Source organism: Paenibacillus turicensis, assembly GCF_050461185.1.
Classification (GTDB): Bacteria; Bacillota; Bacilli; order Paenibacillales; family Paenibacillaceae; genus Fontibacillus; species Fontibacillus turicensis_A.
Map to the genome: position 1 here is coordinate 207,997 of NZ_JBCMOR010000001.1, position 16,366 is coordinate 224,362.

The 16,366-nt window shown below is 37.4% G+C and carries 9 protein-coding genes and 1 pseudogene; 6 read left to right on the top strand and 4 right to left on the bottom strand.

The genetic code is table 11. The features are described 5' to 3' along the window. The first annotated feature begins 67 nt into the window (after positions 1 to 67). The 3 genes from ABE099_RS00885 to ABE099_RS00895 all read left to right on the top strand — a co-directional run bounded on the left by ABE099_RS00885 (position 68) and on the right by ABE099_RS00895 (position 8,951). A complete protein-coding gene (locus ABE099_RS00885) occupies positions 68 to 2,875 on the top strand; it encodes a hypothetical protein (protein ID WP_430026692.1) in 2,808 nt (935 codons plus the stop codon). 14 nt (positions 2,876 to 2,889) lie between these two features. Continuing rightward, on the top strand, positions 2,890 to 7,635 hold the full coding sequence (locus ABE099_RS00890) for a DEAD/DEAH box helicase (protein ID WP_430026693.1): 4,746 nt from the start codon (positions 2,890 to 2,892) through the stop codon (positions 7,633 to 7,635). A 923-nt stretch (positions 7,636 to 8,558) separates the two neighbouring features. Next, positions 8,559 to 8,951 (top strand): VOC family protein, encoded by a 393-nt coding sequence (locus ABE099_RS00895; RefSeq protein WP_430026694.1) that lies wholly within the window; start codon positions 8,559 to 8,561, stop codon positions 8,949 to 8,951. A 373-nt stretch (positions 8,952 to 9,324) separates the two neighbouring features. On the opposite strand, the gene ABE099_RS00900 is transcribed toward ABE099_RS00895, so the two are convergent. Continuing rightward, the gene (locus ABE099_RS00900; protein ID WP_430026810.1) at positions 9,325 to 10,662 is read right to left on the bottom strand and encodes an MFS transporter; all 1,338 of its coding nucleotides are present in this window, start codon (positions 10,660 to 10,662) and stop codon (positions 9,325 to 9,327) included. A 313-nt stretch (positions 10,663 to 10,975) separates the two neighbouring features. Between ABE099_RS00900 and ABE099_RS00905 the strand changes: the two genes are divergently transcribed. Further along, positions 10,976 to 11,416: a GNAT family N-acetyltransferase gene (locus ABE099_RS00905; RefSeq protein WP_430026695.1), complete on the top strand. Its 441-nt coding sequence runs from the start codon at positions 10,976 to 10,978 to the stop codon at positions 11,414 to 11,416. 214 nt (positions 11,417 to 11,630) lie between these two features. Here the strand turns inward: ABE099_RS00905 and ABE099_RS00910 are convergent, their stop codons facing one another. Continuing rightward, positions 11,631 to 12,608 carry a hypothetical protein gene (locus ABE099_RS00910; RefSeq protein WP_430026696.1) on the bottom strand — a complete coding sequence of 326 codons (978 nt, stop codon included), beginning with the start codon at positions 12,606 to 12,608 and terminating at the stop codon, positions 11,631 to 11,633. 125 nt (positions 12,609 to 12,733) lie between these two features. Continuing rightward, on the bottom strand, positions 12,734 to 13,357 hold the full coding sequence (locus ABE099_RS00915; protein ID WP_430026697.1) for a hypothetical protein: 624 nt from the start codon (positions 13,355 to 13,357) through the stop codon (positions 12,734 to 12,736). A gap of 162 nt (positions 13,358 to 13,519) precedes the next feature. Here ABE099_RS00915 and ABE099_RS00920 point away from each other — a divergent pair. Together ABE099_RS00920 and ABE099_RS00925 are read left to right on the top strand one after the other, a co-directional pair. Next, positions 13,520 to 14,486, top strand: a pseudogene (locus tag ABE099_RS00920) (helix-turn-helix transcriptional regulator). Between the two features lie 149 nt (positions 14,487 to 14,635). Next, the gene (locus ABE099_RS00925) at positions 14,636 to 15,262 is read left to right on the top strand and encodes a type 1 glutamine amidotransferase family protein (protein WP_430026811.1); all 627 of its coding nucleotides are present in this window, start codon (positions 14,636 to 14,638) and stop codon (positions 15,260 to 15,262) included. Positions 15,263 to 15,449: 187 nt separating this feature from the next. Here ABE099_RS00925 and ABE099_RS00930 read toward each other — a convergent pair whose 3' ends face one another. Beyond that, on the bottom strand, positions 15,450 to 16,283 hold the full coding sequence (locus ABE099_RS00930) for an AraC family transcriptional regulator (protein WP_430026698.1): 834 nt from the start codon (positions 16,281 to 16,283) through the stop codon (positions 15,450 to 15,452). Between the last annotated feature and the right edge of the window lie 83 nt (positions 16,284 to 16,366).

The window sequence follows — 16,366 nt, forward strand, 5'->3', positions numbered from 1 at the left end:
AGATTATTACTGAATGATAATAGCGAAATTACTGTACTATACACTACTTTAAAAGGGGATGAATAACATGGTGAAACCAGAGAAAGTTGAAAGGTTAATAAGCAAAATAAATGATGGGTTATCAAATCACAAAGAAGAGTTCTTGATAGGTCTCATTGAGATTGATGATGAATCTTATTGTGAGTTGATGAATTTTGCTGGAGACCTCATTAATAAAAGTGTCTACGTTCCAAGAAATGAAAAATTAGCGATTATCTCGATTGCTCTTGTTTGGTTTGCCATTAATGAATTTCAAAAAGGTCAGTTTTGGAATGAGTTTGCAACAAGGCTTGAAATCGATGAATCTGATGCTATGAAAATTGGTAAGAATTCATTCGAAAATTTTTGCAAGAAGAATGGTTTATATTTTCATGTCGGAAATAAGAACAAAGGCTATGTAACCTCAATTTTTACACACGCTATTCTACCAAATGCAAGTATGCCAAAGTTTTTCGAATTCTTGCATGATTTGTATTTTAGAGACTTGGAAGAAGATTATATCGATGCAGAGGTAGAGGAACTTATTCAGTATATGCATCGACTGTTCTCAAAATATTTAGAAGATGATGATATAAGCTTGATTGTTCAGGGCTCAAAGATGACGATTGCAAATCAACATCTTCCCAAAGCGTTCAGAATTGCATTTGTTAAAGCTGCAAGTGTGGTAGCACCAATCTTTGAGAGAATTCTATTTTATATAAATCAATCGAATTATGGTGATATTGTTGAATACTTAGAAAATGACCGATTTGATATTCATTTTGAAAAACACATTTACATAATTAAAGAGAGATTACTAAGGTCAGCAAGCAGAAAGCATAGTGCTGAACGATTTAAGAAATTCCATAAAGCTCAGTATTACTACGAACAAGGGAAGATATATTTGCAAATACCAAAGCAAATTATAGATTCTGATTATTTTAAAAGGGACATTTTCCTAGAGGTTCTCGGCCATGGATCGGTGATACATAGAGAAAAGGTGTCATTGACAAAAAGTCGGTTATTTTTCAAGTCAGAACAAGCTACAGTTTGTTTGCCTGCCTTTTATTCAGATTTGGAATTTCGCCTTGTCACAGACAGTAAAATAATTTATTCATCTGATGATGTCTTGAATAGAGAATTTATTATCTTTGATCTCGATGGAAATGAAGTTCGGCCCAAAAATTTGACAGATGATACGATCAAGGTCATTACTAGTGCTGAATCCGAGGTTTTATCAGATGATGCTCAGATTGATACTGCCTATGTAGCGAACTATAGAATATCGACAGTATTTCTTAATGAAGAATCGTTGCTATTGATTGGTGACAAAATTCTTTCAACGAATGTTGCTGCTATGAGAAATGAGATATGTACTAAAAGGAAATACTGTGGTGTGACAATAAAAGACTCTAATAAGACGCTTTTTGACGTTTATTTAGATATTCCCGAAATCAGGTTGAGGATGCCATATAAGAAAACTGTACAGGATTATATACTCTCGATTAATAATAAGAACTATCAATTGGAGGATATTGCTGATTGTGAACTGAAGTTAGTATCAGATGGCAGCGGAGATGAACTTGGGTTTTTTCGCATTAATGATTGCATAATAAAAGACAACATCCCGGCACATGTGGTTATTCGAGAAAAAGGTAGTCATAGAATCTATCTAGATGAAAGAGTTTTTATCTTAAGGTCACTGCGGTATGAATTTGACCAGAAGTATTACTATAAAGAGAAAGTAGCTAATATAATCAGACTTGAAGCGGAGAACGTAGAATTTCAAGGTGCTTCGTTCCCACAAAAGGTAAATCTCCGGTTGGATGATAATTTTAGAATTAAATTTAAGTATAATTCAGTGGTCTATCATCTAATTGTAGAGATACCTGTCTTGAGGTGGAGATTGGGTGACTTGAGCTCGGTTTCAAGTAGATATGATGACGTTTGGTGGGAAGAGATAAAGGAGCAGAAGCTATACGTCAAGTTCCCTCACCAGTTTTCATCACAACAACTACATGTGATAACAGGGGCAGCATATGAGAAGCTACAAGGTAAGAAGATTGGGGACGAGTATAAGTTTTCAATTGAACACCTTTTTCAAGTTAGAAACCAAGAACCCGTGACCCTTGGGGTTCTAATAGATGGAAAAGAAGAACGTATTACGGAAATTCACTTCAAGCCATTCATAAAAGATTTTTTTGTATCTTACTATGATAAAACTAACGTAATTCAAGGGCTATATGCTAAGTGGAAATACATTGGAAGTGGCGATTTACATGTAGATATTATACATACACCAACGCGAAATGTAATTAAGCAGTATGTAGAACGAGATAATGACCATCTCATGGATCGCGATATTAAACTATATTACAGTGAACACGAAATTGAGATTTATCAGCTAAATGAGGATGATTTCTTTGGAGGAGATGCGGAAAGAATTTTATTGACACATGAAGCCTTCATCGTTGGCGATCCCATTATTGTATGCACCAAGAATAAACTGCTCAAAGGGAAGCATTGTAACATCGAGGACGATAAATACGAACTATCAAATTTTTATCTGAAAGATATTAGGTTTTCCAGAAAAAGAGGTTTGTATGAAGCTACCGGTATGTATTTTATAAGAGATAAATATACAGGCAAAGAGCGAGAATGGTATTTCACCAATCATAATCCGTTCCTGTTAAATCCAATTTATGTGGAGTCAGACAAACTGACATTTGAGATTATAGATAAAGACCAGGACGGGCTGATATATGATGTGAAAACCAAATATATCAATCCACGAGAAGAAGAGAATAATGTGCAGCGTTATAAATTAATTGATACAGTAGAACTAGAAATTGTATAGTGAGGTGGCGTGAAATGGGCTTAAACCCGCTGGTTGCATCGGAGAATATTATTGAGAAATATCTAAGGTACATTGAAACAACTTTCTATATTGATGATAACGACTACATGAAACAATTTAAAAGCTATTTGGAGAAAAAAGACTTTTTTGCAAAAGGTCCATACTTGGATTTCACAGACTCATTTGAATTTGGTGATAGCATTAATCAACTTATTGATGAAGATATACTAAGCAATGAATTCAGAGCACTTTATAGAGATAATCCGAATTTATTAACAAGGGCCTTGTACAAACATCAGGAGCTATCTATAAGAAAAATCCGGGAAGAAAGAAATCTTGTTGTTACAACTGGCACGGGTTCTGGTAAGACTGAATCTTTTCTTTTGCCTATCATCAACTATCTAATGGAGCAAAAGCTAAAAGGTTCTTTAAACGATGGTGTAAGAGCGCTGATAATTTATCCCATGAATGCGCTCGCCAATGATCAGATAAAAAGAATGAGAGAATTGCTAGCGAATTATCAGGAAATTACTTTTGGATCATATACTGGTGAAACAGAAAAGGAAGATAAAAATGCACTATCAAAGTACATGTCTCTAAATAGTGGACAAAAGCCGTTACCTAATGAAAGAATCTCAAGAAACCAAATGAAGGAAAGACAACCGCATATTTTGATTACAAACTATGCTATGCTGGAGTATTTACTGTTAAGGCCGGTAGACAATGTCTTTTTTCATGGAGATAACTCAAATGAGTGGAAATTCATTGTTCTAGATGAAGCTCATACTTATACCGGTGCAACAGGGATAGAAGTAGCGATGCTGCTTCGGAGACTCAAAAACACATTGGCGACTCGTGAAAATATACGCTTCATTTTAACAAGTGCTACTCTCGGCGATGAGAAAGATAATAAAGAGATCTGTGATTTTGCAACAAGACTTTGTACCGGAGTTACATTTGATGAGAAAAGCATTGTGCGTGCATTTAGATTTTCAAAATTTATTTCGAGTGAAGCTAAGGAATATAGAAGTGATATTTATATCTCAATCAATCAACTAATTGATAGAGGAGCAACTATCAATGAAATCCAAACACTTTTACAGACAATAGATAGTTCATTTGTAAGTACTGCTGTCAGCGTTCAAGAATTGTTATACGATTTTTTGATACAAGATCAATTTTATTACAGAATGCGTGAGATCTTAAGTAATGAGCCAGTTACCATTAAGAAAATATCAGAAGAGTTAAAAGTCAATGAAATAGATTTGGTGTCTTTTGTTTCCGTTGCAAGAAAGGCAGAAAAGAAGAATATAATGCTCCTCGATGCCAGATATCATATGTTTATAAGGGCATTAGAAGGAGCTTATGTTGTTTTGGGCCTGAATAAAGAATTATCAATTACTCCTAGAGACAAGGCGTATATTGGTGGGAAGGAATTCAAGAGTTATAAAATAGCTGTATGCCAATACTGTGGGCATGTTTATTTGGAAGCAAAAATCGAAGATTCCTATTTAGTTCAAAAAAAGGAATATGAGAATAAAGGAATTAATGACTTTTATATGCTGGTTGAAAGTGTGAAAAATCAAAACTTTATTGACGAAGACTCGATAGGCGATGATGAGGAAAACATTTTCAATCTTTGCGGAAGATGTGGGAAAATTGAGAAGTCAAATATTGTTAATGGAAACATGTGCGATTGTGGACAAGAGCATATTGTTAAGGTAGTTGAACTGGTGCCAAGAAATAATGTACTTAACAAATGTGCAGCTTGTGGTTTGATCAACACCCAAGGAACTGTCTTGAGAGGGTTTTATTTGGGCCAAGAAGCAGCTGCAAGTGTAATTGGTTCAAGCCTTTATGAAGAAATTCCAGCACAATCAGTTGAAGTATCAGAAGCTATTCATGAAATTGATGACGATTTTTTTGGAGAAAGTGGAAGTCTCTCGGTTAAAGAAGTATTAACACATCGAGTTGAGAAGCAATTATTGGTTTTCTCCGATAGTAGGCAAGAGGCAGCATACTTTGCTAGCTATTTTGATTTTACCTATAACAACATTCTTAGGCGTAGGTTGTTTATAGAGGCGCTAAAAGAAATTGGGGAGCGTGCATCGCCCGATGGAATAGAAATTAATGCAGCAGCAAAGAAACTAGCAGGGCTCTTTGAGCATCATCAGATTACTGAAGCAGATGCTTCACTTAAGGAAGCTTGGAAGACAATACTATATGAAATTTCGAGCAACGATAGGAATAGTTTGGAAAGCGTTGGCTTGATTTTGTTTGAATATCAGGCAAAAGCATTCCCACAATTAGGAGCATACAAGGGGATAGATGCTATTACAATACAAAAAGTATTGGCGAACAGCTTTAAAAGAGATTGTATGTTCGATTTTCCGCTGGCTAAAGACATGCTGAAAGCAGATAAAGAGTATTACATTTATAAAGGCATTGAGTCCACAATGTCAAAGTTCTTAAGCAAGGAAGAAAAGAAGAAAAGCTACAGGAAATCATGGGTTTCATCAAACAATGCTAATGTCAGATTTGACTATATAAAAAAGACCTTAAAAGAAGATGAAAAGGATGAGGTGAACAGATATCTAGAGAAAATTTGGGACGGTGTTTTTATTTCGATAGGCTGCTTAGTAGCAAAGGCACCGGATCAATATGTTATGGATATTTCAAGATTCAAAATCAAGACGTCATTCTCACATGAAATAAGGTGGTATATTTGCAGCAAGTGTGGAAAACTAACGACCAACAATATTGGTGATACATGCCCAGCTAATCGATGTAACGGATTGCTTGCAGAATGCGATTTTGAAATAGACTTTGTAAACAATCATTACAGGAAACAGTATTTGGAACTTGATATTTTCCCTATGAAAGTAAAGGAACATACTGCTCAATTAAGCCCTGATACTGCAAAAAAATATCAGGAAATGTTTGTTAAAAAAGATATTAATGTACTTAGTTGTTCTACGACGTTTGAAATGGGCGTCGATGTTGGGGAACTAGAAACGGTTTTTATGAAAAATATGCCACCAACGCCAGCGAATTATGCCCAGAGAGCAGGACGTGCGGGTCGTAGAAAAGACTCTGTTGCATATTCTCTTACATTTTGCAGATTATCTTCTCATGATCTTACTTATTTCAATGCACCAGTGAAAATGATAAAGGGAAGAATATATCCTCCAAAATTTAAGACGGAAAATCAAAAAATCGTGAAGCGCCATATGAACGCAGCTATCATTGCATCATACTGGAGGGCTTATTCAGCTACATATAAAGATGTAGGAACATTCTTTGATGGTGGAAATTATGAATTCTTACTAAGGTATATCAAAGAATTACCAAAGACCGTTCAAGAATATATCTGTGAGTTTGTGCCTGCTGAGCTTAAAGGTGAAATTACCAATTGGTTGGAAGAGTTGATATCGGAAGACGGTATTTTAGAAAGAGTCTACAGCCAATATATAATTGAACTAGATGAACTCGGTAAACTTCGAAAGGAAGCCCTTGAGAAAGCTGCACAAGGAGATTCTGTTGGTGACTATATTAAGAAGATTGATGACTATACTGAAAAAATAAAGAATGAGAACATACTGGCCTTCTTATCTAAGAAAAACATTATCCCTAAATACGGATTCCCAGTTGATACAGTCGAGTTGGTTACATCTTTTGATAAAAATGCAATCAGTAATAGCTTTGGAAAATCATCAAAATTAAGATTGCAGAGAGATCTGATGATTGCCATTTCTGAGTATGCACCGGGATCAGAAGTTATAGCTGATGGAGATATCTATAAGAGTCAATTTGTTAAGAGACCTTCAGGACAAAACAAGGTTTGGGATTTATATGATTTTGGGGTTTGTCCGAATAAGCAATGTGGACACTTGAATATCAAACGTCATATTTCGGAAGATGAAAACAGATTCATAGGTAAATGTGAGATCTGTGGCGAAGTAGTCTACAAGAATAATACTTTTATCATTCCTGAATACGGCTTTATCATTAGTCCACAGATTAATAAATCAACTATAAAGAAACCAGAGCGTACTTATAGAGGCGATATATACTACGTTGGTGATAAAAAAGAAACTGTTGAGAATGAGAACAAAGAATTAAAGGTTAATCATCACATAATAAAAATTAAGTCCACAACTAATGATGAGTTGGTTGTTATCAATACATCGAATTTCTTTGTATGCGATACTTGTGGGTATGCCAAGGTTGATGAAAAACATAAAGAAGAGAATTTTATTATTGACAAGGAATACCATAACAATCCTTATGGCAAGTCATGTATAAATAAAAAACTATATAGACGAACACTTGGACATAAATTCAAAACAGATGTAGCTTATTTGTCTCTGAGCTGCTATTTAGAAAAGGAAAAGGCATTATCAATTGTATATGCTCTTCTTGAGGGGGTTAGCCAATACTTAGGCATTGAACGTAATGATATATCAGGGACACTTCATTACAATAAACTAGATAATGGTGTTTGGGAGACAAATTTCATCTTGTTTGATACAGTACCTGGAGGCGCTGGCCATGTCAGAAGAATTGGCGAGGCGGATGAAACCCAATTAAGAAATATGTTAAACAAATCACTTGATATCGTAAAGCAGTGTCATTGTGGTGATGATAGTAATGGCGATTCTGCATGTTATAGCTGCTTATGTAATTACTATAATCAAAAGCACCATGACATTATAAAAAGGCGATACGCAGTCGAGTTTTTTGAAGATATTTTAAGATAATAAACGATTGAGGTGAATTTGAAATACAAAATTTATTTATAAGAAAAATTTACAAAAGAAGACCATTATGAAGGATGTTTCTATCAGGTTAGCAATGAAGGAGAAATATTATGGTTTAATGGCCTCAGTGAAGGTGACTTTTGCTGCCAAGCTAAGGTGGTTATTTTGGAAAGCTTTTTTAGGGGAGGTAAGACTTAATATCCTTTAATGCTAAATGAGAAGACAAATACTATGATGATAAAATGATATGCTTGAAGAGCTTGACCGTTATGAAATAACTGCTGAGCGAAAATCTATATATGATGATTTACAAGCACTAAGACATTTTCGATTGAATATTGCGTCAAGGCAATCAAAGATAACGGACTACTTCGCTACTAGCTGATCATTTGTTTTGTTTAAATGCGAATCGAGTTATAATATTAATGGAGAATGGTAAGGTCTGTTTCATTTAAGATCATTGAGGTCAGAACGTTTCAGACTTTAGAGTGGAACGAAACTTATAAAGGTGCATTATCTGCAGGCGTTCCTCTGAGGGATATGCTCATGGAGATGCCTCTTTCCCTTATACAATCCGGATATATTTTTATTGAAATGAGAGCTTTTTCTCCAACTCCTTCAACACTTTTTCAAATAGAAGCGGATTGTAAACATTAAATCAGACAACTTTTTTAAGGGCTTCTTGGCGATATTGAACAGGCGTCAGGAATCCCAGCGCTTCATGAATCGATGCTTGTTAAACTAGTTGACGTAGTCGTATAATTCCAGTTCTAAATGACGAAGGTATCTAAATTCCAATTCGGAATCGTTTACAAAAAATAGGGCTGATAGAGCAACGAATTACCTTTGAAACTTTATTCAAGTTAGGTTCATATGTCCGTTTTTATAAAATCTAAAATCTGATTAATGAAGGAATGTACAGGATGAAACTAGGAGCAACCTTATATATAAAAAATACTATTGAAGATGTAGCACTTTACACAGAAGCTTTTGGACTAACCTTGGGACACTATGAGAAATTTCCTGATGGCACATTCATGCATACTTCATTACTTAGAAATAGACAGGAGATATTTGCTGTCTGTGAATCACATAATGATAACTTTGTTAATATTATGCTGGCATCATCATTAGAAGGATCACGCCCAACTATGAGCTATGGGATTAACTTTGAGAGTGAAGAAGAAGTAAAAAGGGCATATGAGATGTTAGCGGAGGATGGAACGGTGCTACTAGAGCTGGGGGCCCTTCCATGGAGTTCCTGCTGTGCTGAAGTCGTTGATAATTACGGCGTATACTGGTATATTGCAGTATAGTAAAAAGAGAGCAGCATAGAGGAAATAGAATGTTATGAAGATACCAACCAATGATACTTCCTCACTTTCTTATATGGAAAAGCATTACGAATAAAGCGAAAGCTAAATAAAATGTTTGCTTCCCACCTTAAAAATGAACTGCTAGCTATTTCATCCTTAAATGAATGCAACGTGAATATGTGCCGCCCATAACCAGCTTGTTGTGGCTGGCTATAGGCGGTTATGTGATATCGCCCCACTCTAGAGGTAGGGCTGTAAATGTCAGAAATGTGTATCAGGCAAGGATAAGGGCAAGACTCTTGACGATATGCTGGGAAGAATGAATCCAGAGCATTTCTGTTTTGACCGCACCTTTGATTTTGGACATTAGCATTTACCCCTTTTCAGAATGAGAAGCTGAGTTTTTCCTCCATGACCAGGCCACGACCGGAATAAGCAGCAGGGACATCAAACCTCCGGCTAGGGAAAGCATGGAATAACCAACGCCAGCCATGACCATGCCAGATAAAGCGCCACCAGACGCCCCAGCTAGCGCAATCAGCACATCGACTGTGCCTTGTGTCTTCGCACGAACCTTCGGCGTTGTGGAGTCGATAATGGCCGCCGTTCCGCTAATCAGGCCAAAGTTCCAGCCTAAGCCGAGAAGCGCCAACGCTACAATAAGTAAACTCATGGACTCGCCTGGTGCAAAAGCCGCGGTCAAGCCCGCCAGTAGTAGCGTTACGCCTGACGCATAGGACATAAAGGTGCGACCCAGCTTATCCACCAGCACGCCAGTCAACAGGGAAGGCAAATACATGCACGCGATATGGATACCGATCACCAGACCCGCGTCGCCAAGACTATGGTCATGCTGCTTCATATGAATGGGCGTCATGACCATAATACCTACCATTACGATTTGGGTCAGCACCATAACCGTTGTTCCCACAATAAGTCCTGTTCGGTTATGGGCACTCTCAGGGTGGCTTGGGCCTCCCTTCGCCCCAAGATCTTTTCCGTCTTTCGCCTGCAAACTTTTATTCAATCTTTCCCCTTCGTCAATCGCCTTGGCAACGATAAACGGATCAGGGTGAAGAAACAGTAGTAGCACCAGGCCCGCTAACAAATAGGCAACCGCCGCTAGAATAAACGGTCCCGACAAAGCAGGAAGACCGATGGAGGCCGCCATGCGGCCAGTCGGCTCTACCAGATTGGGACCAGCTACTGCGCCAATCGTCGTAAACACCAGCGCTGTACTGATTGCTTTAGCCCGCTGATGTGGCAGTGCCAGGTCTGTACCCGCGTATCTTGCTTGCAAATTAGTAGCCGTGCCTGCTCCATAAATCAACAGGGACACAAACAGCAGCGCTATTTGATCCCAAAGGGCAGAAAACACAACGCCAGCCGCTCCGACTCCACCTGCTATAAATCCCGCTGCCAGCCCAACTCTTCGCCCAAATCGCTGTGACAACCTTCCCACGATAAGCGCCGCTGCCGCGGAACCCAGCGTAAACAAAGCTGCGGGAAGTCCGGAAAGGCTGTCGTTGCCCAGCATGTCCTGCGCCAGTAGCGCTCCGACGGTAAGCCCCGCAGCTAGCCCCGCTCCTCCGAATATTTGTGAGACAACAACAAGCCACAATGTTTTTTTATACAGCTTCCTCTGCTTCTCAGGCGATTGTACATACTCATTTATTATGTCAGAGCGGACCTTTTGCCGTTTCGGAGCCATTGAGGTTTGGTTATTCATATGCATCCTCCTTTTCGGCATCCCTGCCGCTATTTATAATCTCAATCCAATATCTGAATTATAATGATATAAGTCAACCCTCTTCAATCCCTCAAAGTTGGGATATCCGTTTAAATGTTCTCAATTGATTTTGAAGTTAGTCTTATAAAAATACACCTGTGCTTTTATTTTAAATAAAATCTATTTTAAGATAGAATTTATATTAAGGGTCTTGCTAGGGAATATAAATGAAGCTATTAAGACAGGTCATCGATCTTATTATTAAATTATCTTATTATTAAACGGAGTGAAGCTCATGGTTATTAGAAAAGCCGAGATTATTGACTTACCACAAATTTTGCAGTTATACGCCCAGCCTGATATGGATAACGGAAAGATATTGTCTGTGGAAGAGGCGAAGATAATTTTTGAGCAAATGAAATTATACCCGGATTATAGTATCTATGTTGCTGAATTGGATAACAAGATTGTTGGAACCTTTGCGCTTGCAATTATGGACAATTTAGCACATATGGGCTCAAAAACCGGATTGATTGAGGATGTGATTGTATCATCTGAGCTTCAAGGCAAAGGGGTTGGTACTAAAATGATGCAATATGCCATCGAGATATGTAAGGAAAAATCTTGTTATAAGGTTAGCTTATCAAGCAATATAAAGCGTGAAAGTGCTCATGAGTTTTATAAAAATATTGGGTATAAAATTCATGGGTATAGTTTCTTAACTGAAATCGAATAGGATACTTTGTTGAGTGTCTACCATTTCTAATTTAGGTGATCTTATTATTTGAGACGGATTGTAAAACTTGGCTTGACAATCCGTCTGATAAAGAAGTTGTGCCAAGGACTTCCGGTTATAAATTCATATCAGACATGCAGTTGCCCAATCAGTCCACTTTGCATTTGGCTTATTCTATCTGTCATGATGCATTTGTCCGTTTTCTCTCTTAAGCTCATAAGCTACCTGTTAAATTGCCAGATAAGGTTGTATTATCCGGCAGTGTGAGTTCATACATAATTGGACCACTGAACAAAGTGCCTGTCAGCCTACCAACTTTAGGTGTGTAAAAAAAGGCATCCATCATGGCATCAAACAGGCATACCGCCGCAACTCCTCCTGCAAAGGCTCCAACCATTCCCCCTAATATACCGCCTATAACAGCTCCGAGATCCTCCATGATCCAGCCAAATACGAAAGTACCTCCCACCTCTCCTAAAAGGCCTCCTCCTAAAGCTCCTCCCACACTTACAAGAATCTCCGCTCCTGCTCGTATTTTATCCTGTGCTTCTACTAATTGCCAGGTGATAACTCCTAGTGTGAAGACAATTACAGCAGTACCAAAATACCGCATATATGATAAAAGCTTTAGTTTATCCTTACCTGCATACCTCACTACATACGATTCCAGGTTATATTCCTTGCCTTCAATAAAATTATTAAATGTTTTTTCCTTGTATGCAGCCGCATTTCCCCAAACATCTGATGTTTTCTTCGCCCACTCTTGGATAGATTTATTAATCATATCATAGAGGTCCTCTTCTGGATCGAAAATATCAGCAAAATGGGTATTTCTAAATCTCCCAGTTTCAGGATGGTAATCAAATAATTCAATTGAATGACTTATTTTATTTAGATATTCCGCCCTAAGTTTAAAATTCTTAATAGTTTCATAGGAGAATACAACTCCTGCTCTAGCCGCCTTCCATATATCCTGTACCAGTGTGTCTTGTTTGTCTTGGCTCTCCCCGGACTGTTGCTTCTCCATCTGCAGCAGATTGTTAGCTTCTTCATAGGCCTTAGCACAATTCTGTAAATCATTAATCTGAGCCTGTGGTTTGTTATAGCGGAACCGTTCTATGGTGTTCACTTCATTGATATACAGAGCATCAATCAGTGCTTGAGTATCATCAAAATCTAAGGTATAGTTCATCTTCGTTCCATTCCTTTCTTATTATCTATAAGCGCAAATTACTCCTGTATAAATGGACCTTAGTTTAAGAAAGGTTCTGCTATTCCTCAGTTAAGAAATAGCAGGTCTTTCGTGCCTCAATAGAATTATGCTTTTCTAGTAACAGTATATTGGGCGATGGGAGACGTAGCCAATCCTATCATCGAGTTAACAACAAACGTGCCGTTATCAGTATTAGAACTAATTCCTGATGATGTCAGCTTGCTCTCCACATCACTCCATGGCTGTACACCTGGCCAGTAATCTTTGCTTTTAACATCAACATAAGAACTATTGTCTCCGATATATGGATTATCCCAAGCGAACAAGAAGTCTGAGCCTGAATCTCCTCTAAAAACCACGCAGCCCACTGAGCCAGTAAAGATTCCTGACTTTACATGCAAAAATACGCTGTATTCTCCATTAGCTATTGTTAGATCAAAGGGATATTTTTCCGTCTCGCCTGACCAGTCCTTATTGGCCTGATATCTTAGTGTCTCTCCGCTGGCATTAAATATCATTACCAATGTGCTGGCTCCTTGCCCATATTCATTTTTCATTGCATTGACAGCCTTTGTAGCTGCCATCTGGAGCGAATCTCCTCTGGAATCTGTTGCCGTTAACTGCTGCAAGGCTATCTTGGATAAAATAAGCGGTGTTATATTTGCTTCTTTTACATATTGCGGATAACTTTTTACTACATCGCTATTAACTTCATTTCCAATTATCATTTAAATCCCCCTTGATTTTTGATAATATAAATTATGCTATACTAGTCCCAGTGGTGTATTAAATGGACACTATGAAATATAAGTATGTAATAATCTCGGGCTGCCACTTTATCGGCTACTCGAGATTTTTATATTAACTATTTTGATTTTTGGGGGCACGTCATGGCTAAAAACGATAATATGCTAGCAATTTTATGGATGCTGAATTCAGGCATGAAAATTACTGCAAAGCAGATTTCTGAAAAGCTAGAAATCAATATAAGGACGGTTTATCGGCATATTGATGCGCTATGTGCAAGTGGAGTGCCTATCATATCCGACCCAGGTCATAATGGTGGGTATACTTTGCTTAATAATTTTATTAGAGCCCCTTTACTATTTGATATGGAGGAAAAAAAGGCACTCCTGCAAGCGGCTGTTTTTGCAAAAGAAGCTGGATACCCTTTGAGTGAAGCATTAGACAATGCAACAACAAAGTTGAAAATGTATTCGAATCAGGAACAAGAGAGCAGACTTAACCACCATTTAGCCGGTTTTGAAGTTATAAACCATGCGATAAACCCTTCTATTCAGCCGGTGCTGGCGGAATGAATTAGAGCAGGCTATTGAAAAGGAATTGTCGGTAGAAATTGATTATCGTTCGGGTCATGATGAGCAACCGAAAAATCGGATGATAGACCCGTATGGAATGGTCTACTGGAACGACAAATGGTATACGGTTGCATATTGCCACCTAAAAAATGGAATAAGAAGCTTTCGGGTAGATCGGATTTTATCAATCAAGTGTACGCAAAATATATTTAAGCGCCCCGAAAATTTTTCGTCCCGAGAATTTTTTATGAAAAACCTATTACCTGATTTAGTGGGTAAGGAGGGGCTAATTTCTTTAATTATCAAAGGCAGACCAGATGCGTTGGATGAATTAGGTTTGCATTGGTTTTTAGGACATCATCTGAAGGAGCGAACTTCTGATCAAGCGATCTTTTTGTTTGAGGAAAAATCAATTCATAATCAAGTCCCCTATTTTCTCTTATCCTATGGTAAATCCATTCAAGTCATAGAACCACAGAGTGTGAGAGAAAAACTTGCTGATATTGCATCAGAGTTAATGGAATATTATCAACTTTAATGACTTCACTGACAGCAGGTGTCAGTGAAGTTGTTTTATATTGAGGATAGTCATTGATTATCGACTGAGGGTTGGTATACCTTGATAAATAGATTATAAGGAGAATTAACAAAATGAATGAAACAACGAATGAAACAATGAATGAAAAAATGAATAATACGGTATATCTTTATGTGTTTGACACTATGTCAGACTGGGAAATTGGCTACTTAACTGCCGAACTGAACTCAGGACGATATTATAAAAAGGGACTTGCTCCATCAAAAATAGTGACGGTTGGAATTGATAAGACGCCTGTAACCACGATGGGTGGATTAAAAATTTTGCCTGATATTAAACTGGATGAATGTAATATTGAAAGTACAGATGTATTAATTTTACCTGGTGGAAATACATGGACAGAAGCAATGCACCAACCCATTTTAAAAATGGCTGAGAAGTGTTTAAAGGAAGGGATATTGGTTGCAGCGATTTGTGGGGCTACAATGGGACTTGCTCAGTCAGGCTTGTTAAATTCACATTGGCATACAAGCAATGACTTGGAATACCTTAAAATGATCTGTCCCAATTATGAGGGCGAAAAGTATTACAAAATGGAGTCAGCAGTAACAGATGGGAATCTGATTACCGCATCTGGAATAGCTCCGTTGGAATTTTGTATGCATGTCTTGAAAGCGTTGGATGTGTTTTCTTCAAACACATTAGATGCTTGGTATAATCTTAATAAGACACATGAATCCAAATACTTTTATGAGTTAATGAGTTCAATTCAATAAAGAGTTAAGTTGTTCCTGACTTAGAAGATAAAAGTAAAGCACCTTTGTTCGCTGAGAGACTGATGGGACTGAGTCCTTTATGTGAACGAGGGTGCATTATTATTATCAAGTATGATACGTTATTGCGTTATCTTCTTATTACTTATTAGACTTTTTATGAGTAAATTTATGAGAACTTCAACCTTCTTTATTTCATAGTAGATATAGTGTTTTGTTGAGGCACTGACAATTTGGTCATCTTTTTTTCCAATAGGATTTTGGAAGGAGGATATCCTTTGATTTTTTTAAATAGCTTGCTGAAATAGAAGATATCTTCAAAACCGCATTTATATGCAGCTTCCATTACAGAAAACTCTCCGCTAAGAAGAATGTTCTCCGCATTGCTAATCTTCATTTTATTAATATATTCCTTTACAGAAGAACCCGTATACTTTTTGAAAAGTGTCCCGAAATATGGGGGTGTTACGCCTGCGATATTCGCAAGTTCTTCTACTTTGATCGGATTATGGACATTGTTCAGGATATATCTGATAGATTTCTGGATTCTGCTGTCTATGTTCTGAATGTTAATTTTATAATAGAATCGCTTAAAATATTGATGAAGAATCAACAAGAGCAATGCGCGAGCTTTGATTTCAAATCCTGGTTCTTTTTTTAACCACACCATTGTCAGTTCAGTGTATAAAGATATTAGTTCTTCTGAGAAGCCAATATGGGTTACCAATGGGAAAGGTAGCTCAACATGATTCCCCTTAATATCATACAATTGAAAATTAATAGCAAAGCTTTCTATCGGATTGTTTGCATTCGTAGTTGCACTTCGCCGACTGTTTTGTGGAATGCAGATGAGATCGCCCTGATTGACTTCAACATCTTGGCCATTCACTTTGTAAAGAGCTTTCCCGCTTGTGAAATAGGATAAATCAATAAAATTCGTTGTTGCATCTTCAATAAGCCAGTACGGAGTAGAGCGTCTGTTGATGAAATAATGTATTTGAGGATTGATTTCTTTGTAGTCCATAATCATCTCCAAGTTATTTTTGCAAGTTTGATAAACTTCCTTTTCAACTTAAGGAAAGACGCAACATTGTTTAGCTTGGACAA